Genomic DNA, 19,721 nt, shown 5'->3' on the forward strand with positions numbered 1-19,721 from the left:
CTAAATCAGATCGCCCGGCAGGATCGCGTCGGCGTGAGAAGATAGATTTCCCATCAAATCGAGGCAGCAGGGGCGCAAAATGGATCTCTGTATGACGCATTTTCCTGTCTTGTTGCGATGTTGTGAGGTGTTTTGATTATTTATGATGTTGACAGCCTTCCCGTACTGCCGTCAATATCCCTCATGGGCTGTGGAGGAAACATTGGCCCTGAGGGAGGAATTCCAATGTCTGATCTGATCCGCATGTCGCGGCGCCGATTGCTGGCGTCCGGAGGAAAGGCGGCGGTGTTGGTGGCTGCCGCAGGCATCGCACCGCAATTCATTCGTCCCGGCCGCGCTTTCGCGGCCGACGCGCTGGCGCCGGGCATGATCGGCGGCCCGACCGGCTTCGAAGGGGCGGAGCGCTATCAGTACGGGCCGGACACGCCGGAGGGCCGCGCCATCGAGGCGGTCAAGGCAATGAAGGGCGCCGGCAAGGCGCCATCGAAGATCGTGCTCGGCCTGTCCGATGGTTCGATCGGCCAACTGACCCAGCCTTTCCCGGCCGGAGCACCATCGATCAAGGAACTGTGGGAAAAGGAAACCGGCATCACGCTCGAGATCGTCGGCGTGCCGAATGGCCAGGAATTCACCAAGACGATGCAGGACATTTCCACCAAGGGTGGAGCCTACGACATCTACGCCGTCGAATGGAACCGCCTCGGCGACCTCGCCGAGACCGGCGGCATCCTGAAGCTCGACGACTTCGTCGCCCAGCACAAGCCTGAATGGGACGACCCGGAACGCGGCTATGTCAACGGCGCCAAGGGTGTGTCGCTGCTCAACCAGTATCGCGGCTCGACCTACGGCGTGTCGCTGGATGGCGACTTCCAGACCTGGGTCTACCGCACCGACCTGTTCGGCGACGCGGCCGAGAAGAAGGCATTCAAGGACAAGTTCGGCTACGATCTGGCGCCGCCCAGGACATGGAAGCAGCATGACGAGATCGCCATGTTCTTCCAGCGCCCAGACAAGGGTCTGTTCGGCTCCACCGACATCCGCAATCAGGGCTGGGGCTACACCAACTGGTATCAGCGTTATGTCTCGATGGCCTCGCCCAACCAGTATCTGTTCGGCGATGACGGCAAGCCGCTGATCAACTCCGAGCAAGGCATTGCCGCCACCAGGGAATATGTCGAGTCGCTGGCGCATCATTCGCCGGACGCGATCTCGTGGGGCTGGCCGGAACAGTATGGGAATTTCGCCAAGGGCGGAGCGGCCATGACCTGCGCCTTCTCCAACCTGCCGAAATTCCTCGACAATGCCGGCAACAAGGATTCGGCCGTGACCGGCAAGATCGGCTCGATGCTGCCGCCCGGCCGCGAGATCGACGGCAAGCTGATCAGCCGTTCGGTGCTGTGGCTCAACCTGTCGGCGTCGGTCTCCTCGCAGGCCAAGAACCCGGAGGCCTGCTACCTGTTCCTGCAATGGCTGGGTTCGAGCCGCATCTATGCCTGGATGACGGCCAATCCGGGTGGCTATTTCGATCCGTTCCGGCTGTCGGACTTTTCCGATCCGCTGGTGCGCCAGACCTACCACGCCTACCACATGGACGTGGTGCGCGAGACGGTCGCGCGCACCGTGCCGACCATCAACTATCCCGGCGCCACCGCCTTCCACAACGCGCTGGACGAAAACCTGGTGGCGTCGCTGACCAAGGCCAAAACGCCTGAGCAGGCGATGGCCGACACCGAGACCGAGTGGAAGAAGATCGCCCGGCGCATCGGTGAGGACAAGCTTCTGGAAGCCATCAAGACCAACAAGGAGGCATGGCCGACCGTTCTCGATCCGATCAGCTGATCCGTCTCCCTTGGATCAGAGCCGGAGGGGAGGAGCATCCGCTCTTCCCCTCCGCAACCGACGCCACCAGCAAAAGCAGCCAGATGAAGCGTTCCGTCCTCTTCGAGATATTCCGCTACGCCGCGATCCTCGCGGCGATCGCGGTGACGCTGGTGCCGATCCTGTGGATGGTGTCGATGGCCTTCAAGCCGATCGCCGAATGGTCGGCGACGGGGGCTGACCTGACATGGTGGCCGAAGAACCCGACGCTCAGCAATTTCCAGTTCGTGTTCGGCGAATCGACCAACAATCTGATCGTGGCGCTCGACCGCACCGCGCTGAAGCCGATCGTCTCGTCGCTGCTTTCGGCCGTGTTCGGAACCGCGATCGCCATGTCCGCCGGCACCGCGGCCGCCTACGGCCTGTCGCGCTTCGGCTCGGGACAGAACCTGCCGCTGGCGCTGATCCAGCTCAGGCTGTTTCCACCGATGGCGGTAATGATCCCTGTCATGATCATGTGGGCGTTCCTCAATTTCACCGACAGCTGGTGGGGGCTGGCATTGATCTACGGCATCGTCACCTTGCCGTTCGCCTTCTGGTTGATGAAGACGTTTTTCGATGACATGCCGCGCGAGATCGAGGAAGCCGCTCTGGTCGAGGGCTGTTCGCGGTTGCGCGTCTTCACGCGCATCACACTGCCGATGATGCGCGCACCTCTGGCCAGCGCCGCCTTGTTCGTCTTCATCCTCAACTGGTCCGACTATCTCATCGCGCTGCTTCTGACGACACGCGAATGGGTGACGATCCCCGTCTACATGGCCTCGCTATCGTCCTCGATGACCGGGCAGCTCTACGGCGCCAAGGCGGCGCTCGGCCTGATCGCAGCGGTGCCGCCCGTCATCATGGGCATTGCCATCCAGCGCCATCTGGTGCGCGGGCTGACTTTTGGGGCGCTCAAGCAATGAGCGCTGCGACCGCGACGATTCCGGAGGGCGAAATGGGCGCCGCGCGTGCGAAGCCGGCCTTGCGCGATGAAGGGGCAAAGCTGGGCTTCCGGCTGACCTTGCCGGCGCAGATCCTGGTGCTGTTCATCTCGGCCTTTCCGCTCTTGATGCAGCTCTACATCAGCGTCACCGACTGGTCGCCGCTTTCGGGCCTCGGCTGGTGGAACGCCTGGGAGATGTGGAACAGCTTCGCCAACTATACCGATCTCGTCGCCGATGCGCGCTTCTGGAGCGCGCTGAAGCGCACCGCCATCGTCATGATCGTGTGCGTGCCCGCCGAATTCCTGCTCGGCCTGGCGCTGGCGACGCTGTTCGCCGACGATTTTCCGGGAAAGCGCATCTTCTATTCGATCCTGCTGATGCCGATGATGGTGGTGCCGGCGGTCGCCGGCTACATGTTCTTCATGCTGTTCCAGTCCGGCGGGCCGGTGAACGACATATTGTCGTCGTTGACCGGTTCTCCCGTCACCATCGCCTGGCTGTCGGACCCGACCTTGGCGCTGGTGGCGGTGATGATCGCCGACATCTGGCAGTGGACGCCGCTGATGTTCTTGATCCTGCTCGCCGGACTGGTCGGCGTGCCACAGGACCAGATCAAGGCGGCGACGCTGCTCGGCGCCAATCCCTGGCAGCGCTTTGCCACTATCGTGCTGCCGAAGATGAAGACCATCATCATCATCGCGCTGGCGATCCGGGTGATCGAAAACTTCAAAATTTTCGACACGCTCTACATCATGACCGGCGGCGGCCCCGGCGTCGCCACGGAAACGATCTCCGTCTACATCTACAAGGTCACCACCCAGGATCTGATCTGGGGCTATGTCGCGGCCATCGCGCTCGCCATCCTGGTGGTGCTGTCCGTCGTGGCGGTGTTCGCCATGAAGCGCATGGCGAAGGCGAGGCAGGTGTCGGCATGAGCGCGATCCGGCTGCAGAACCTGGTCAAGACCTTCGGCGATTTCACCGCGCTGAAGACCATGGATCTCGAGATCGCCGATGGCGAGTTCATGGCGCTGCTCGGGCCGTCCGGCTGCGGCAAGTCGACGACCATGAACATGATCGCCGGCATGGAAGAGCCGACAAGCGGGAAGATACTGTTCGGCGAACGCGATATGGCCGGTGTGCCGATGGGCCGGCGCGGCGTTGGTTTCGTGTTCCAGAACTACGCCATCTTCACCCATATGACGGTGCGCCAGAACCTCGCTTACGGACCAAGGATGCGGGGCGCGGCGAAAGCCGAGATCGACCGCCGTGTCGGCGCCATTGCAGAAATGCTGCAGCTGACCTCACTTCTCGACCGCAAGGCCGATCGGCTGTCGGTCAACATATTGCAGCGCGTGGCGATCGGCCGTTCGGCGATCATGGAGCCTGCGATCTTCCTGCTCGACGAGCCGCTGTCCAATGTCGATGCGGCTTTCCGGGCGATCATGCGCACCGAGCTCAAGCAGCTGCAGCGCCAGTTCCGGCAGACCATGGTCTACGTTACTCACGACCAGCTCGAAGCCATGACCATGGCCGACCGCATCGCGGTGATGGACCATGGCGTGTTGCAACAGGTCGGAACTCCGCTCGAAGTCTACAACAATCCGGCCAATGTCTTCGTCGCCCGTTTCATCGGCGCGCCGGGGATGAACCTGCTCAAGGGCAGGCCGGCGGAGAGCGACCGTGGGCTGGTCGTCGACCTCGGGCCGTTGGGCATCACGCCACCGCTGCCGGACGAACTCGCGGCCGTCTTACGCGGTGCTGGCGGCGACGTTCTCTACGGCTTCCGGCCGGAGCAGGTGATGCTCTCCGACCGCGGGCTGTCGATGCCGGTGACCTTTGTCGAGCGCATCGGAGCGCGCACCATCGCTCATCTCGGCCACGGTGAGGGTGCGGTGAAGGCGGTCTTCGAGAATGATGTCGGGTTGTCGATCGGGGAAACGGCGATAGTCGCGCCAGAGGCGGCGTCGGTGCGCGTCTTCGATGCTGTCAGCAGCCTTGCGATAAAGGCGGTTTGAACCATGGCCGACATCGTCTTCCGCAACGTCACGAAACGCTACGGCGCAACGCTCGCCGTCGACGATGCCTCGTTCACGGTCAACGACAACGAGTTCTTCTGCTTCTTTGGTCCGCCACTATCGGGCAAGTCGACAATCCTGCGCCTAGTGCTCGGGCTGGAGATGCCGGACGCCGGAGAAATCCTGATCGGCGGCAAGCCGGTCAACGCCGTCTCGCCGGCCGAGCGCAACGTCGCCATGGTGTTCCAGAACCTGGCGCTGTTTCCGCATATGAGTGCGCTCGACAATGTCCGCTTCCCGCTGGTGGAACGCAAAATCGCCGAGCTCGACATCAGGAGACGTGTCGCCGATGTCGCCGCCAAGCTGCATATCGGCCATGTCTTGCATAAGCCGCCAGCGCAGCTTTCGGGCGGTGAACGCCAGCGCGTGGCGATCGCGCGGGCGCTGATGCGCGATCCCGCCGCCTATCTGATGGACGATCCGATCTCGGCGCTGGACGCGCGGCTGCGCGAGGAAACACGGGTCGAGCTGAAGCGCATCCAGCGCGAGCTTGGCAAAACGCTGATCTACGTCACGCACGACCAGGAGGAAGCAATGTCGGTCGCCGACCGCATCGCCATACTGGAGAACGGCCGCATCCGGCAGATCGGGGCGCCGGCAGAGATCTATGACCGGCCGGCAAGCGCCTATGTGGCAAGAATGCTCGGCTCGCCAATGATGAACATCCTGCCTTCGGTGCGGAGCAAAGGCGGCGTCGAGGCGGCGGATGGTGCAATCCGCATCGCCGACGACAAGGCGCCGGCCGAAGCGGTCGAAATCGGGCTCAGGCCCGAGGACATCAAGGTCCGCCCCTGGACCGATGGCGAAAAGATGGAAGGTGCGCCAAGCCGTCCGGCACAGGTATTCGAGGTCGAGCCGCTTGGTGGCTACACAGTCGTGACGCTTGCCGCCGGGCAGGCGCGGCTGAGGGCCCTGTTGCGCGGCCAGCCCGAGATCAGGCCCGATGCGATGGTGGCGATATCCTGCGTGTCGGCCAGAGTGCATTATTTCGCTCAAGGCGGAGGCGCGTTGTGACAGCGGCCGCAAGGAAAGAGTTTCGGGAGGAAGACATGGCAGGCAAAGGCTTCGAGCCGGACGTGAGGGTTCGCACCAGGGAATTCAAGATCGGCTGCGTCGGCGCCGGCATGATCATGGCCGAATGCCATCTCGCGGCCTATAAGGAAGCAGGCTTTCCTGTCGTGGCGATCGCTTCGCGTACAAGGGCGAATGCGCAGAAGGTCGCCACGCGCTGGGGCATTCCGGCCGTCCACGACACGCCGGAACGACTGATTGAGGATCCGCAAGTCGAGATCATCGACCTGGCTTTCCCGCCGGACCAGCAGCCGGCGCTGATCCGCCACGCACTGAAGCAGAAGCACATCAAGGCGATCCTGGCGCAGAAGCCGCTGGCGCTGTCGGTCGAGGAAGCGGTGAAGCTGCGCGACGAGGCGGCGAAGGCGGGCAAGATCCTCTCGGTCAACCAGAACATGCGCTACGACCAGTCGATGCGCGTGCTGAAGCAGATCATCGACAGCGGGGCGCTCGGCGACATCGTCTTCGCGCAGATCGACATGCATGCCATTCCGCACTGGCAGGGCTTCCTCGAGGATTATGACCGGCTGACGCTCGCCAATATGAGCGTGCATCATCTCGACGTGCTGCGTTTCCTGTTCGGCGATCCCGATGAGATCACCACACTGACGCGCAAGGATCCGCGCACGACATTCGACCATTCCGACGGCATCACGGTTTCAACCCTGCGCTTCCCGTCCGGCGTGCTGGCCGTGTCGCTGGAGGATGTCTGGTCCGGTCCGCGCCAGCAGGGTTATCGCGACGACCAGCACATCAACTGGCGCGTCGACGGCACCAAGGGCGTGGCCAAGGGTACGATCGGCTGGCCGACCGGTGCGGCCTCGACGCTCACCTACGCTTCGGCTGAGACGACAAGCGGCGAGTGGGTCAGCCCAAGCTGGGACACGATGTGGTTCCCGCATGCCTTCATCGGCGTGATGGAGCAACTCCAGCATGCGGTGAAAACAGGCACACCGCCAGCGCTCTCGGTCGCCGACAACGTCAAGACCATGGCACTGGTGGAAGCGGGCTACCGCTCGATCGCTTCGGGCCGCACGGTCAAGCTTTCCGAAATCTCGACAAACCCGATCAATTGAAATCACTGGCAACTGAATCGCTTACAGGGAGGAATTCACACCATGATGCAGGCAGGTATTTTCACGGGCTATTTCCCGTACGGCCTCGAAGAGACGGCGAAAAAGATCCGCGGGCTCGGTTTCAACACGGTGCAGCTCGACCTGCATTTCAAAGATGTCGATCTCTCGGCCGGGCAGATCACCAAGGAAAAGGCCAAGACGGTGCGCGATGTCTTCCGCGACCACAACCTGCCGGTCTGCTGCGTGTCGGGATACACCAACATCATCCATCCTGACAAAGCGGAACGCGAGAAGCGCGTTGGCTACCTCAAGGAGATCATCCGCAACGCTCGCCATTTCGGCTCGCCTTACGTGATCTCGGAAACCGGCACTTACAACACCGAATCCGACTGGGTGCACCACCCCAAGAACAAGACCGAGGAGGGGTTCGAGGAATGCCGCAAGGTCATCGCCGACCTTGCCCAGACGGCCTACGACCATGGCGCGGTCTTCCTGCTCGAAACCTATGTCAACAACGTCGTCGGCTCGGTCGAGGAGACGGTCAAGATGTTCGCGCAGGTCGACCATCCAGGCCTTGGCCTCTTGATGGATCCGACCAACTATTTCGAGACGCACAACATCGACCGGATGGACCAGATCCTGAACCAGGTGTTCGACACGTTGACGGACAAAATCAAGATAGCGCACGCCAAGGACGTCAAGCGCTCGGGCAGCGACAAGTCGGAAAAGCACGCCGACATCGGCGATGAGGATGCCATGGAAAGCCACACCTTCCGCGGCGTCGGCGAGATCGAACTGCCGGCGCCCGGCCTCGGCTCGCTCAACTACGACCTTTATCTTCAGCGGCTTGCCGAGAAGCACCCGAACATTCCCGTCATCATCGAGCACCTGTCGGAAGACGACGTGCCGCGCGCCAAGAAATTCCTCGACGGGAAGTTCCGCGCCAACGGGCTTTGATGGCTCCAAACAAGGGAGGAAAGAATGTTGAAATTCGCTTGGAAATTGACGGCCGCCGCGGCGGTGCTCGCTGGCGTGGCGCTTGGTTCGGCCGCGCAGGCACAGGACGGCCAGCAGACGTTCTACCTGCTGTCGCATGGCGGCCCGTCGGACGCGTTCTGGATCGACTGGAACGCGGGCGCCACCAAGGCTTGCGACCAGCTCAAGGTGACCTGCAAGATCTCCTTCAGCGGCGGCGACATGGCGGCGCAGAAAGAGGCATTCAACTCGGCATTGGCGGCCAAGCCCGACGGCATCGCCACCACCTCGGCGCAGCCGGGCCTATGGACCGAAGAGGTCAAGGCGGCGAAGGCCGCCGGCATCCCGATCGTGTTCTTCAACACCGACGACCCGGCGACGGGGCGGCAGGCCTATGTCGGAGCCGACCTGAAGGAGGCCGGCGCGACCTGGGCAAAGTATCTTGTCGACCACAAAATGGTGAAGCAGGGCGACAAGGTCTTCCTGCCGGTCGAGGTTCCCGGCGCCAGCTATCAGCAGCTCGAGACCGAAGGCATCGCCGGCGTTTTCGATCCGCTCGGCATCAAATATGACGTCGTCGATTGCGGCACCGATCCGGCCGGCATCATCGCCAAGATGACCGACTATATGGTCGCCAACAATCCGCCGGCGATCATCGCGCTCGGCGATTCCGTGGCGGCCAGCGTCAAGCGGGTCTTCGACGGCGCCGGCGTGCCGGCCGGCAAAATCCCGGTCGTCGGCTGGGGCAATTCGAAGGAGACGGCGCAAGCCGTCAAGGACGGTTTCGTCAACGCGGCCGCCTGGCAGTACCCATCGGCGCAGGGCTTCATGCCGGTGGCGCTGCTCGGGCTTGCCGCCTCGGGCGAGCCGATCGGCTACGACATCCATACTTTTGGTCTCTACGACGCCTCGAGCGTCGAGCCGATCCTCAAACTCTACGACAAGAAGTGAAAAATGGACGCCTGCCGCGCCGGCGGCGGGCGCCTTGCAAGCAGTATGGTTCAGAACGTTATGACAGTCACCGCGGAAGAGGGCGCAACAAGCGCCAGGAGCAGGTCGAGGCTGATGCGCTCGCCGCAATTTTCCTCGTTCATCATCCTCGTCGTCCTTCTCGTGGTGTTCGCGGTCGCGGACGGCAATTTCCTGTCGCCGCTCAACATCTCCAACATGATGGCGTTTCTGCCCGAGCTCGGCATCATCGCGCTCGGCATGACGTTGCTTCTGACGGCCGGCGAATTCGACCTGTCGGTCGGCGCCGTATTCGGCCTGGCGCCGGTGGTGGTGATGCTTCTGGTGCAGAACGGCGGGGTGGATATCGGCGTCGCGCTTCTGGCCGGACTTTTTCTGTGCATCGCGATCGGGGCGATCAACGGGGTGATCGTCACCAAGATCGGCATCTCGTCGTTCCTGGTGACCCTGTCCATGCTGCTGATCGTGCGCGGCGCGGCCCTCTACATCACCCAGGGTTTCCCGCTGAAGTCCTGGGACCAGCCTGGCTTCTTCGTGACGCTGCTTGCCGGCAGCTTCAATATCGGCTCGTTCCGCTTCTACACCTCGCTGTGGTGGTTCGTCGGCCTGTCGCTGCTGGCAATCTACGTGCTGCGCTATGCCAAGCTCGGCAACTGGATCAGCGCCATCGGTTCCAACCGCAACGCGGCGGTGGCGCGCGGCGTGCCGGCGGACGCCGTCAAGATCTGGCTGTTCATCGCCACCTCGGTGCTGGCCGGGCTTGCCGGCATGATCAGCGCCTTTCGTATTTCGGCCGCTTCGCCGGTGGCCGGCACAGGCTATGAGCTCGAAGTGATCGCCATGGTGGTGGTCGGCGGCACGGCGCTGACCGGCGGACGTGGCACCATCCTGGGCACCATCGTCGGCGCGCTGATGCTGCGTGCTATCCGCAACGGCATCGTGCTCGTCGGCGTGCCCGGGCTCGCCTACAACATCTTCGTCGGCGTGATCATCCTCGCCATGCTCATCCTGCATGCTTTGCTGCAGAAAAACGCGGCAAGGAGCTGACTGTGATGCAAGAAGTGCTTCGGCTGCAGAACCTGCAAAAATCCTTCGGCAGCGTGCGCGCGCTGAAGAATGCCTCGCTGACGCTGCGGGAAGGCGAGATAGTGGCCCTGCTCGGCGACAATGGCGCCGGCAAATCGACGCTGATCAAGGCGATCTCCGGCGTCTTCCCGGTCGATCGCGGCGACATCTATGTGCGTGGGCAGAAGGTTTCGATCCGCTCGACGCGCGACGCGATGGATCTCGGCATCGAGACCATCCACCAGGATACGTCGCTGGCACCGGATCTCAGCATCGCGCGCAATCTCTTCCTCGGCCGCGAACCGGTCAATCTCAAATGGTTGGGCGTGTTTGCGCCGCTCGATCTCGCCAAGCTGCGCGATGCTGCCTCCTCCCTGCTGAAGCGCGTCGGCATCTCGAAGAAACTCGACGCCGACGCGCTGGTCTCAACGCTGTCGGGCGGCGAGCGCCAGTCGATCGCCATTTCGCGGGCCATGCAGTTCGCCGCCAAGGTGATCATCCTCGACGAGCCGACTAACAATCTCGGCGTCGAGGAAACCCACGGCGTGCTGCGGTTCGTCAAGGAGATGCGTCAGGCCGGCCATTCGGTGCTGCTCATCACCCACAACATCCATCACGTGTTCGAGGTTGCCGACCGCATCGTCGTCATGCGCCGCGGCGAGATCGTTGCCGAGCAGACGGTCGCCGATACCGATCTGCTGACCGTGGAAAGCATCATCACCGGCGCCGACCTGTCGGCTCTGATGAAGAGGGCGCAGTGACGGCATGGTAGAGCTTTACGGCAGGACGCTCTCGCGCCGGCAGGTCTCGGAACGCTCAGGCATGCTGTCGCAGTTCGCCGGCGTGCGGCTGATGACGCTCGGCGACGGGGTGGAGCGCGGTATCCGCATGCTGGAGTTCCGCACCGGCTCCGGCCTGCGCTTCACCGCACTCGTCGACCGGGCGCTCGACATCGCCGATTGCGACTTCAAGGGTCAGGCCATCGGCTGGCACTCGCCGAGCGGTTTTCGCAACCCCGGTCTTCACGACTATGAGGGGGAAGGGGGGCTGGCCTGGGCACGCTCCTTTTCCGGCTTGCTGGTCACCTGCGGCCTCGACCATATACTGGGTCGGGAAGAGGTGCCGGCCGAGAACTACAACTATCCCGGCAAGAAGACCGTGATCCATTCGCTGCATGGCCGTGTCGGCACCATCCCGGCGCGTCTGACCGGCTATGGTGAGGCGTGGGACGGCGACCGCTGCGTGCTGTGGGCCGAAGGCATCGTGCAGCAATCGGCGGTGTTCGGTGAGGATCTGCATCTGATCCGGCGGATCGAGGCGGATGTCGGCGGCAACGAGATCCGACTGTCCGACCGTGTCGTGAACCATGGTTTCAATCGCACCCCGCATATGTATTTCTACCATGTGAATGTCAGTCATCCCCTGCTTGACGAGGGCTCGCGCTACCTGGCGCCAATCCGCGACGTGGTGTGGGCCGGCCATGCCGGGGAGCGCTATGAGGCGCAGAAGGTCGGCTATCGCACCGTGCCGGAACCGCGGATGGGGTTCAGCGAACAGGTCTGGCAGCACGAGATGGACGCCGATGGAAAGGGCGAGGTACCTGTGGCGGTGGTCAACGACCGGCTCGGCCTCGGCTTCGAAATGGTGACGCGGAAAGACCAGCTGCCTTGCGCCTATCAATGGCAGAATTTCCAGGCCGGACAGTATGCGCTGGGCATCGAGCCATCGACGCATCATGTGCTCGGCGATCTCGCCGCGCGCGAACGCGGCGAAATGATCTGGCTGGAGCATGACGAAGGCCGCGCCTACGACGCCGTGTTCCGGGTCCTGGACGGCAGGGAAGCGATCGCCGGCGCCGAAGCCAGGATTGCGGCGATCGCCCGCCAGCCCGAACAGGATTATCCTCGGCCTTCCGGCAATTTCCCAAGGCTGGCGGGTCCGGCATGAGCGCGACATGTATTCAAAGCAAGCCCTCCGGCCGGCGGACCGGATTGCGAGCGGTGCGAGAAGTTTGGAGGCCCGTGTGACAACGATGGCAAAAAAGCGGGATTACAGCCTGGTCGGTGAAAGCACCAGGACCGCGATCGAGACCGGCCTGGCCTCCGCCGAATGGTATCACACCGATGTCCCCCGCAAGGTGATGAAGGAGCTGATGCAGCGTTCCGACGGGCCGGCGATCCGCGACACCATCATCTGGATTGTTGCGATCCTGGCCTCGGCCGCCGGCATCATCTGGTTCTGGGGCTCATGGTGGGTGGTGCCGTTCCTGTTCGTCTACGGCGTGCTCTACGGCTCGTCGAGTGACTCGCGCTGGCACGAATGCGGCCATGGCACGGCCTTCCGCACGCGCTGGATGAACGATGTCGTCTACCACATCGCCTCCTTCATGCTGATGCGCAATCCCGTGCAATGGCGCTGGAGCCATGCCCGCCACCACACCGATACCATCATCGTAGGCCGCGACGCCGAGATCGCCGTCATGCGTCCGCCGGACCTGTTGAAGGCGGCGCTTGCCTTCACCGGCATTCTTGATTTCCGCTATTCGCTGCCGACGCTGGTGCGTCAGGCGTTCGGCAAGCTGTCCGACGAGGAGAAGAGCTACGTTCCGGAAATGGAGTGGGCAAAGGCGGTGACGGCCGCGCGGTGGCATGTCGCCGTGTATATCGCGACGATCGCTGTCGCGGTCGCGCTGAGGTCATGGATACCGGTTGTGCTGATTGGTTTGCCGCGCCTCTACGGCACCTGGCACATGGTAACGACCGGCCTGCTGCAGCATATCGGGCTGGCCGACAATGTCGTCGACCACCGGCTCAACACGCGTACCGTCTACATGAATCCGATCAGCCGGTTCATCTACTGGAACATGAACTATCATGTGGAGCACCACATGTTCCCGATGGTGCCCTATCACGCGCTGCCCAGGCTGCATGAGCTGATCAAGCACGACCTGCCCGAGCCCAACCCGTCGATGTGGCATGCCTACCGCGAGGTCTGGCCGGTCCTGCTCAGGCAGCTGAAATACGAGGACTATTACCTCAAGCGCGAGCTGCCGCCGACGGCCAGGCCCTATCGCGGTGAGTTCCACGAGGTCGATATGTCGGCGGCCGCCGAATAGCGATCGCGAATTTTTTGCAGGAGACCGATATGGCGGATTGGGTTGAAGCGTGCGCGGTGGACGATGTCGAGGAAGAGGATGTCATCCGCTTCGACCATGGTGGCCGAACCTTCGCGATCTATCGCTCCCCGGACAATGAATTCTTCGCCACCGATGGGTTCTGCACGCATGAGAAGGCACATCTCGCCGACGGGCTGGTGATGGACGACATCATCGAATGTCCCAAGCACAATGGCCGCTTCAACTATAAGACGGGCCAGGCCAAGGGCGCGCCGGTCTGCGTCAATCTCGCGACCTATCCGGTGAAGATCGAGGCTGGCAAGGTGATGATCGAGATCTGAAGCGCGGTGACCGATCCGGCACCGCGGCAAGCAAAAGAGGGACGTTTTGATGAGCCGAAAGAGACCGACCGTCGCGGACCTGCGCGCCATGAAGGGCAAGCGTCAGCTGACCATGCTGCGCGTGATGACCCTGGACGAGGCGGAAGCCGCCGAGCGGGCAGGGGTCGATATCGTCTCCGTGCCGCCGGAACTCGTGCTCAACCCGCAATACCGCGATGCGGCACCGAGCCTGTTCACCATGCCGGGAGACAATTTCTACGAAATCGGCACATCGGATGATTTCCTGCGTTGGGCTTTCCGGCTCTACAAGGCCGGCGCCGACGCGGTCTATTGCAGCGCGGGCTACGCCACCATCAAGCGGATGGCGGACGATGCCATCCCCGTCATCGGCCATGTCGGCCTCATTCCATCCCGCGCGACGTGGACCGGCGGCTTCAAGGCGGTCGGCAAGACTGCCGGCGCCGCCATGCAGGTGTTCGAAGCGGTGAAACAGCTCGAGGCCGCAGGCGCCATCGGCGCCGAAATCGAGGTGGTGCCGGTCGAGGTCGCCAAGGCGATCTCCGAACGTACCTCGCTGATCATGCTGTCGATGGGCGCGGGCACCGGTTGCGACGCGCAATATCTGTTCGCCGAAGATATCCTTGGGCAGAACCGGGGCCACATGCCGCGACACTCCAAGGTCTATCGCAACTTCGCTGCTGAATATGATCGGTTGCAGGCGGAGCGGGTGGCCGCATTCTCCGAATATGTCGCCGACGTCAACAGCGGCGCCTATCCCGAGGACAGGCATGTGGTGCACATGGACCCGGCCGAGCTACGCCTGTTCCTCGACAAGGTCGGCCGGGGCTAAGGTCACCTGCCAATTCCCATCGGCAAGTGCGGCATGAAGCGCGTCGGCTTCGATGCCGAGCGGCCGGTCCTCCTTCAGCGCCGGGACGAGCGCACGAATCGCGGTGTGGATAGCGGCCGTGCGCGGCGCCAGCACCAATCCGTCGCGCAGGTCGACGGCCTGGGCGGCGGCCATCAGCTCGAAGGCGATCAGCCGCCGCCACAGCGCAACCATAGCGGCGCATTTAGCGATCACCAGCGGCGTCTGCGTGGCATGGTCCTCGACGCCCTCGGAGACGGGCAGGAAATCGAGCATCACCGGATTGGCCTTGTGGCGGATGGCGGCGAGGATCGATGTCACCGTCTTTTGCAGCGGCACGAAGCCGGCCGACGCGCCGCCGACCGGCGACAGGTATTTCGGCAGGCCGTTGCGGCCCGAGCCGGTGAGCTGGATGAAGCGCGCCGCGCTTGCCGCGGCGCATTGCGCGATTGCCAGACCAAGCGTCTCGAAGGCAAGCGACAGCGAGGCGGTGTGAAAATTGCCGGTCGACAGCACCAACTCGTCGTCAACCAGCACCAGCGGGTTGTCGGCGGCGGCGTTGAGCTCGATCTCGACGGCACGTCTCGCCTGATCGATCGCCTCGATTACCGTGCCATGGATCGAGGGCATGCAGCGGATCGACAGCGGATCCTGCAAGGTGGTCGGCGCCGGCGCCTCGTCACGGGCCAGCAGATCGTGCAGCGCCTTGGCGGCCTCGGCCTGGCCTGCCGCCGGCCGCGCCAGGTGCAGGCGGGGATCGAGAATGGTGCGATTGGCGCCGATGCCTTCCATGGTCAGCGCGCCGGCCTGCTGCTGCTGGGCAAGGGCGGACAGCGCATCCGTCACCACAAGCGCGCCGCTGCCCGCGGAAACGGCGGACGCGTTGATCAGCGACAGCCCATCCTTCGGGGCCAGGTCGATGGGGGCCAGGCGAGCCATCACCAGCGCTTTGGCCGCGGGCATGCGCCGGCCCTGATAGTCGGCCTCGCCTTCGCCGATCAGCACGCGGGCGACAGCGGTCATCAGCACGAGATCGCCGGCGCCGATCGAGCCCAGCGACGGCATCACCGGATGGACGCCGGCATTGAGCGTGTCGACCAAGGCGACGAACACTGCGGGCGAAAGGCCCGAACCGCCGGCCGACAGCATCGTCAGGCGAGCAAGCATGGTCGCCCGCACGGTCTCCACCGGCAGCGCTTCGCCGACGGCGCCGCTGCGGCCTTCCAACAACTGGCGCTGGAAGGCGCTGGCGTCGCCCTCGACCGTTGTGCCGAGATTGGCGCCGAGACCCGTGTTGAGCCCGTAGATCTGCTGGCCGGACGCGGCGGCCTTGTCGAGCACTTTCCGCCCCTTCTCCAGCCTGCCGATAATATCGGGCCCAATTTCCACCGTACGTGCCCCGCGGGCAACGGCGGCGACATCGCCGACGCTGACGCCGGCTCCGGTGAGGATCAGAGCGCTCATGCGAAGCGCAGCCTCTGGCCGATGCCTTGTGCCTGCGCCTTGGCCAGCATTGCCTTGCCGAGCGCGATATCGGATAGCGATAGACCGCGATGCCAGAACAGGATTGTTTCGTCATCGCTTTCGCGCCCTGTTTTCAGGCCGGCGGCGATCTGGCCGAGCTCGGCATGCAGCGTCTTTTCGCTCAGCCGGCCGGTTTCGACATGGGCGCGCAGCGAGCCGAACTTGCCGCCCTTGCACTGGCCCCAGTCGTCGACGACCATTTTCTGCATGATGTCGGTCAGCGACAGCTCGACCGCGCTCATCGTGCCATAGGGCACGACCAGCGCACCACGCTTGATCCAATCGGTCTTCAGCAGCGGCTGCGGCTCCGGCAGGCGCGAGGCCTCGACGACGATGTCGGCGCCCTCGACGCAGCTTTGCCAGTCGGCCACCGCCTTGACTGCTTTGCCGAGATCGGCGGAGAGCCTGGCGGCAAAGCCGTCGCGGCTTTCCGGCCGGCGCGAATGGACGCGGATCTCGTCGAAGTCGAAGAGGTGGTCGAGCAGGCGCACGTTCCAGTAGGCCGTGCCGCGCGCGCCGATATGGGCAAGCACCTTCGAATTCCCGCGCGCCAAATGCCTGGCGCCGATAGCGGTGACGGCGCCGGTGCGCATGTCGGTGATGACGGTGGCGTCGAGGATGGCGCGCGGCGCGCCGGTGCGTGGATCGAATAGATTGAGGATACCGAATTCGGAGGGCAGGCCGTGCAGGTAGTTGTCGACATAGTCGCCGACGATCTTCACGCCCGCGGCATCGAGCGGCGCCACATAGCCGCGCAAGATATTGAAATGGCCGTGAAAGGAGGGATCAGGCTCTAAATGAACGCGCGGCTCGATCACCGTCTGGCCGTTGCCTTGTGCGACCAGGCCGGTCTCCACGGCGTCGAGGATTTCGGCGTCGGTCATGGCAAGGGCATCGATGTCGAGGGCGTTGAGATAGTCGATATAGATAGGCTTCATGCGTGCACGTTCCTCGGCCGCCCGTTCATCCATAACAGGCCGCGCCGCGACACGAAAGTTTGTTGGCTCTTGTCTGGACGACATCCGCCAAATGCTGTTCAAAGCGGTCCGTCATGACTGCCATCCCCGAGATTGAAGCTTCAGCCGACCCAGCCAGGAATTCGCGGCGTGTGGCACTGATCGTCGCCATCGCCTTCTTCATGCAGCTCTTGGATTCGACGATCATCTCGACGTCGCTGCCGCAGATGGGCGCCTCCTTCGGCGTGCCGGCGGTGGCGATGAGCATCGGCATCACCATCTATATGCTGACCATGGCGGTGTTCGTGCCGCTGTCGGGCTGGCTCGCCGACCGGTTCGGCGCGCGCAACATCTTCCTGGTGGCGATCGCACTGTTCATGCTGGCTTCGCTCGCCTGCGGCTTCTCCGAGAATCTCACCGAGTTCGTGGCGGCGCGCGCCGCGCAAGGGCTCGGCAGCGCATTGATGGCGCCGGTCGGCCGCATCCTCGTGCTGCGCAACGCGTCGAAATCGGAACTGCTCAACGCAACCGCGCTCATCACCTGGCCGGCGCTGTTTGCGCCGGTGATCGGGCCGGTGCTCGGCGGGTTCATCACCACCTATCTGTCCTGGCACTGGAATTTCTTCATCAACATCCCACTCGGCGCCCTCGGGCTGGCGCTGGTCGCCCGCTTCATCCCCGGCGATCGTGAAGCCGATCCCAAGCGACTTGACTGGCCGGGTTTTTTCCTGACATCGGCGGGACTTGCTTGCCTGCTCTACGGCCTCGAGCGCATTGCGCATCCCGACGACGGCGTGCTGCCGACGGTGCTGCTGATCGCGGCAGGGACCGTCATCGGCTGGCTGGCGGTGCGGCATCTCAGGCGTGCGCCCCATCCGCTGCTCGACCTGTCCTCGTTCAAGGTGCTGACCTTCGCTATCTCGACGCTTGCGGCCGGCACCATATTCCGCGTCGCGATCAACGCCACGCCCTTCCTGCTGCCGCTTTTGTTCCAGGTCGGCTTTGGCATGAGCCCGGTCGATGCCGGCATGATGATCCTGGCCTATTTCCTCGGCAATCTCGGGATGAAGACGGTGACCACGCCGATGCTGCGCCGCTTCGGCTTTCGTTCGGTGATGGTCGTCAACGGCGTCATTGCATCCGCGTCGATCATGGCGTGCGCGGCGATCTCGCCGCAGACGCCGCAGGCGCTCATGGTGGGGCTGATGCTGATCGCCGGCCTGTCGCGTTCCATGCAGTTCACGGCGCTGAACACTCTGGCCTTCGCCGATATCGCCGCGGCGCAGCGCAGCTCGGCGGCGACGCTCTCCTCGATGCTGCAGCAGATGGCAATGCTGTTCGGTGTGGCGATAGCGGCGGCGATCCTCAATTTGTCGCAGATCGCCAGGGCCCAGCCGGCGCTGGACCTCGTCGATTTTCGAGTAACCTTCCTGGTGATCGGCGTCATCGGGCTGGTGGCGTCGTTCCGTTTCCTGGTGTTGCCGAGGACCGCCGGCGCCGAGGTTTCCGGCCACATGGCCGGGAACTGAAATCGAATTTTCCCATCCATCGCAGGGTTAAATTCCATCTTCGCCTTGCGCCTTGGTGTCGTGCTTGCGCAAGACGCAGGGATGGCGCAAACAATTGCCAAAAGTGCTGGAGTTTCCGCGCGTTGCGCCAGCTTCAGCAATCAATGCGCCCACATCGCGAGTCTCGTCGGCAGTCCGTGTTTTGAACGCGGATTCATTTGACGAACCGACGTTGAGCCGATTAGCTTTCTTTCCCAGGGGCGGCAGCGCTGCCGCCGGGGTGAAGACAGACAATGAACGCGATCGGTCGGCCGAGTCTCAAGAGCCTGAACCAGGAAGGTATTGTCTTTGCCATAGCGGTGATGCTGTTCATTGCCGCAGCCATAGGCCTGCCGGGCTTCATCGCTCCGAACAATCTCGTGGCCATCGTTCGTTCGGTCTCGGTACTGGGTATATTGGCGTTGGGCATGGCGGTCGTCATCATCGGCCGCGGCATTGACCTGTCGGCGGTGGCGATCATGGCGATGTCGGTCGCCTGGTATCTGCAGTTGATGAATTCAGGAACGCCTGACGGGCTCGCCTTCGCCTATGTGCTGGCCGGCGTGCTCGCCATCGGCCTGCTCAACGGTTTTCTTGTCGCCTATGCCGACGTGCCGGCGATCTTCGTGACGCTGGCGACCGGCTCCTTCGTCTTCGGCTATGTGCGCTCGCAACTGATCACGCAGGATGCCGTTCCGGTGCCGCAGGGCCATTGGGTGGAACTGCTTGGCGGCATGCGCCTCCTCGACATTCCCATCGAGGTGTTCGTCTTCGCTGGGCTCGCCTTCCTGTTCTTCCTGTTCCTGCGCTACACCAAATGGGGCCGCTACATCTATTTCGCCGGCGACAATCCGGTAGCGGCCCGCAACATCGGCATTCCGGTGCGGCCGATGCTGGTGCTGCGCTATGTGCTTTCCGCCTTCGTCGCGCTGATCGCCGGCCTGCTGACGGCCGCCAGCCTGCATTCGATCAACACCCGCGTCGTCAACTCGACGTTGCTCTACGACATCGTGCTGGTGGCGGTGATCGGCGGCATCGGGCTTTCGGGCGGGCGAGGCGGGGTGCGCAACGTGCTGGTCGGTGCAGCGCTGATCGGCATTCTCTTGAACGCCATGACCATTATCGACATTCCGCTGCTCTACCAGAACCTGATCAAGGCGGCGATCCTGCTCGGCGCCATCATCGTCGACGGCATCATCAATCCGCGCGACGAACAGACGGCGCAGCAGGGCGACATCTAGAGCATGATCCCGAAAAATGGGAACCGGTTTCGGAAGAGATCATGCTCAAACAGGAAGACTAAAACCAAAGCGGACGGTTGGGGCCGGCCGCT

19 protein-coding genes are annotated in these 19,721 nt (G+C 63.3%); 16 read left to right on the forward strand and 3 right to left on the reverse strand.

Features of this window, described 5'->3' with window-relative positions; genetic code table 11:
* Positions 1-225 precede the first annotated feature (225 nt).
* The 14 genes from FJ964_RS28255 (at position 226) to FJ964_RS28320 (ending at position 14,343) form a co-directional block, all read left to right on the forward strand.
* Positions 226-1,839, forward strand: coding sequence for an extracellular solute-binding protein (locus FJ964_RS28255; protein WP_140553780.1), 1,614 nt, complete (start codon positions 226-228; stop codon positions 1,837-1,839).
* A gap of 83 nt (positions 1,840-1,922) precedes the next feature.
* Positions 1,923-2,783 (forward strand): carbohydrate ABC transporter permease, encoded by an 861-nt coding sequence (locus FJ964_RS28260; protein WP_140553782.1) that lies wholly within the window; start codon positions 1,923-1,925, stop codon positions 2,781-2,783.
* The gene (locus FJ964_RS28265; RefSeq protein ID WP_140553784.1) at positions 2,780-3,739 is read left to right on the forward strand and encodes a sugar ABC transporter permease; all 960 of its coding nucleotides are present in this window, start codon (positions 2,780-2,782) and stop codon (positions 3,737-3,739) included. Before FJ964_RS28260 ends, FJ964_RS28265 begins: the two co-directional genes overlap by 4 nt.
* Positions 3,736-4,821 (forward strand): ABC transporter ATP-binding protein, encoded by a 1,086-nt coding sequence (locus FJ964_RS28270; protein ID WP_140553785.1) that lies wholly within the window; start codon positions 3,736-3,738, stop codon positions 4,819-4,821. The genes FJ964_RS28265 and FJ964_RS28270 overlap by 4 nt, the downstream gene beginning before the upstream one ends.
* Before the next feature lie 3 nt (positions 4,822-4,824).
* Positions 4,825-5,895 (forward strand): ABC transporter ATP-binding protein, encoded by a 1,071-nt coding sequence (locus FJ964_RS28275; RefSeq protein ID WP_140553787.1) that lies wholly within the window; start codon positions 4,825-4,827, stop codon positions 5,893-5,895.
* A gap of 35 nt (positions 5,896-5,930) precedes the next feature.
* Positions 5,931-7,028 (forward strand): Gfo/Idh/MocA family oxidoreductase, encoded by a 1,098-nt coding sequence (locus FJ964_RS28280; protein WP_140553789.1) that lies wholly within the window; start codon positions 5,931-5,933, stop codon positions 7,026-7,028.
* Positions 7,029-7,070: 42 nt separating this feature from the next.
* The gene (locus FJ964_RS28285; protein WP_140553790.1) at positions 7,071-7,985 is read left to right on the forward strand and encodes a sugar phosphate isomerase/epimerase; all 915 of its coding nucleotides are present in this window, start codon (positions 7,071-7,073) and stop codon (positions 7,983-7,985) included.
* Positions 7,986-8,009: 24 nt separating this feature from the next.
* A complete protein-coding gene (locus tag FJ964_RS28290) occupies positions 8,010-8,954 on the forward strand; it encodes a substrate-binding domain-containing protein (protein ID WP_140553792.1) in 945 nt (314 codons plus the stop codon).
* A gap of 60 nt (positions 8,955-9,014) precedes the next feature.
* A complete protein-coding gene (locus FJ964_RS28295) occupies positions 9,015-10,019 on the forward strand; it encodes an ABC transporter permease (RefSeq protein ID WP_140553793.1) in 1,005 nt (334 codons plus the stop codon).
* Between the two features lie 2 nt (positions 10,020-10,021).
* Positions 10,022-10,798: an ATP-binding cassette domain-containing protein gene (locus tag FJ964_RS28300; protein ID WP_181172641.1), complete on the forward strand. Its 777-nt coding sequence runs from the start codon at positions 10,022-10,024 to the stop codon at positions 10,796-10,798.
* A 4-nt stretch (positions 10,799-10,802) separates the two neighbouring features.
* The gene (locus FJ964_RS28305) at positions 10,803-11,984 is read left to right on the forward strand and encodes an aldose 1-epimerase family protein (RefSeq protein ID WP_140553796.1); all 1,182 of its coding nucleotides are present in this window, start codon (positions 10,803-10,805) and stop codon (positions 11,982-11,984) included.
* Between the two features lie 85 nt (positions 11,985-12,069).
* Entirely contained in the window at positions 12,070-13,152 is a 1,083-nt protein-coding gene (locus FJ964_RS28310) for a fatty acid desaturase family protein (RefSeq protein WP_140553798.1), read from the forward strand.
* Between the two features lie 29 nt (positions 13,153-13,181).
* The gene (locus tag FJ964_RS28315) at positions 13,182-13,493 is read left to right on the forward strand and encodes a MocE family 2Fe-2S type ferredoxin (protein ID WP_140553799.1); all 312 of its coding nucleotides are present in this window, start codon (positions 13,182-13,184) and stop codon (positions 13,491-13,493) included.
* Between the two features lie 49 nt (positions 13,494-13,542).
* Positions 13,543-14,343: a 3-methyl-2-oxobutanoate hydroxymethyltransferase gene (locus FJ964_RS28320; RefSeq protein WP_140553801.1), complete on the forward strand. Its 801-nt coding sequence runs from the start codon at positions 13,543-13,545 to the stop codon at positions 14,341-14,343.
* On the opposite strand, the gene hutH is transcribed toward FJ964_RS28320, so the two are convergent.
* Positions 14,308-15,825, reverse strand: coding sequence for a histidine ammonia-lyase (gene hutH, locus FJ964_RS28325; protein WP_140553802.1), 1,518 nt, complete (start codon positions 15,823-15,825; stop codon positions 14,308-14,310). The two genes, FJ964_RS28320 and hutH, sit on opposite strands and share 36 nt — an antisense overlap.
* A complete protein-coding gene (locus FJ964_RS28330) occupies positions 15,822-16,823 on the reverse strand; it encodes an ornithine cyclodeaminase family protein (protein WP_140553804.1) in 1,002 nt (333 codons plus the stop codon). Before FJ964_RS28330 ends, hutH begins: the two co-directional genes overlap by 4 nt.
* 113 nt (positions 16,824-16,936) lie before the next feature.
* Between FJ964_RS28330 and FJ964_RS28335 the strand changes: the two genes are divergently transcribed.
* Positions 16,937-18,370 carry a DHA2 family efflux MFS transporter permease subunit gene (locus FJ964_RS28335; RefSeq protein WP_140553805.1) on the forward strand — a complete coding sequence of 478 codons (1,434 nt, stop codon included), beginning with the start codon at positions 16,937-16,939 and terminating at the stop codon, positions 18,368-18,370.
* A 27-nt stretch (positions 18,371-18,397) separates the two neighbouring features.
* Here the strand turns inward: FJ964_RS28335 and FJ964_RS28340 are convergent, their stop codons facing one another.
* A complete protein-coding gene (locus FJ964_RS28340; protein WP_140553807.1) occupies positions 18,398-18,643 on the reverse strand; it encodes a hypothetical protein in 246 nt (81 codons plus the stop codon).
* Here FJ964_RS28340 and FJ964_RS28345 point away from each other — a divergent pair.
* The gene (locus FJ964_RS28345) at positions 18,643-19,629 is read left to right on the forward strand and encodes an ABC transporter permease (protein ID WP_140553808.1); all 987 of its coding nucleotides are present in this window, start codon (positions 18,643-18,645) and stop codon (positions 19,627-19,629) included. The two genes, FJ964_RS28340 and FJ964_RS28345, sit on opposite strands and share 1 nt — an antisense overlap.
* The last annotated feature ends 92 nt before the right edge of the window (positions 19,630-19,721 follow it).

It is taken from the genome of Mesorhizobium sp. B2-3-2 (assembly GCF_006442295.1).
GTDB lineage: Bacteria > Pseudomonadota > Alphaproteobacteria > Rhizobiales > Rhizobiaceae > Mesorhizobium.

What these genes read in the sequence shown, in the direction of transcription:
- FJ964_RS28255 (WP_140553780.1), top strand. Translation starts at nt 226, where the DNA reads ATGTCTGATCTGATCCGCATGTCGCGGCGCCGATTGCTGGCGTCCGGA.
- FJ964_RS28260 (WP_140553782.1), top strand. Translation starts at nt 1,923, where the DNA reads ATGAAGCGTTCCGTCCTCTTCGAGATATTCCGCTACGCCGCGATCCTC.
- FJ964_RS28265 (WP_140553784.1), top strand. Translation starts at nt 2,780, where the DNA reads ATGAGCGCTGCGACCGCGACGATTCCGGAGGGCGAAATGGGCGCCGCG.
- FJ964_RS28270 (WP_140553785.1), top strand. Translation starts at nt 3,736, where the DNA reads ATGAGCGCGATCCGGCTGCAGAACCTGGTCAAGACCTTCGGCGATTTC.
- FJ964_RS28275 (WP_140553787.1), top strand. Translation starts at nt 4,825, where the DNA reads ATGGCCGACATCGTCTTCCGCAACGTCACGAAACGCTACGGCGCAACG.
- FJ964_RS28280 (WP_140553789.1), top strand. Translation starts at nt 5,931, where the DNA reads ATGGCAGGCAAAGGCTTCGAGCCGGACGTGAGGGTTCGCACCAGGGAA.
- FJ964_RS28285 (WP_140553790.1), top strand. Translation starts at nt 7,071, where the DNA reads ATGATGCAGGCAGGTATTTTCACGGGCTATTTCCCGTACGGCCTCGAA.
- FJ964_RS28290 (WP_140553792.1), top strand. Translation starts at nt 8,010, where the DNA reads ATGTTGAAATTCGCTTGGAAATTGACGGCCGCCGCGGCGGTGCTCGCT.
- FJ964_RS28295 (WP_140553793.1), top strand. Translation starts at nt 9,015, where the DNA reads ATGACAGTCACCGCGGAAGAGGGCGCAACAAGCGCCAGGAGCAGGTCG.
- FJ964_RS28305 (WP_140553796.1), top strand. Translation starts at nt 10,803, where the DNA reads ATGGTAGAGCTTTACGGCAGGACGCTCTCGCGCCGGCAGGTCTCGGAA.
- FJ964_RS28310 (WP_140553798.1), top strand. Translation starts at nt 12,070, where the DNA reads ATGGCAAAAAAGCGGGATTACAGCCTGGTCGGTGAAAGCACCAGGACC.
- FJ964_RS28315 (WP_140553799.1), top strand. Translation starts at nt 13,182, where the DNA reads ATGGCGGATTGGGTTGAAGCGTGCGCGGTGGACGATGTCGAGGAAGAG.
- FJ964_RS28320 (WP_140553801.1), top strand. Translation starts at nt 13,543, where the DNA reads ATGAGCCGAAAGAGACCGACCGTCGCGGACCTGCGCGCCATGAAGGGC.
- hutH (WP_140553802.1), bottom strand. Translation starts at nt 15,825, where the DNA reads ATGAGCGCTCTGATCCTCACCGGAGCCGGCGTCAGCGTCGGCGATGTC.
- FJ964_RS28330 (WP_140553804.1), bottom strand. Translation starts at nt 16,823, where the DNA reads ATGAAGCCTATCTATATCGACTATCTCAACGCCCTCGACATCGATGCC.
- FJ964_RS28335 (WP_140553805.1), top strand. Translation starts at nt 16,937, where the DNA reads ATGACTGCCATCCCCGAGATTGAAGCTTCAGCCGACCCAGCCAGGAAT.
- FJ964_RS28345 (WP_140553808.1), top strand. Translation starts at nt 18,643, where the DNA reads ATGAACGCGATCGGTCGGCCGAGTCTCAAGAGCCTGAACCAGGAAGGT.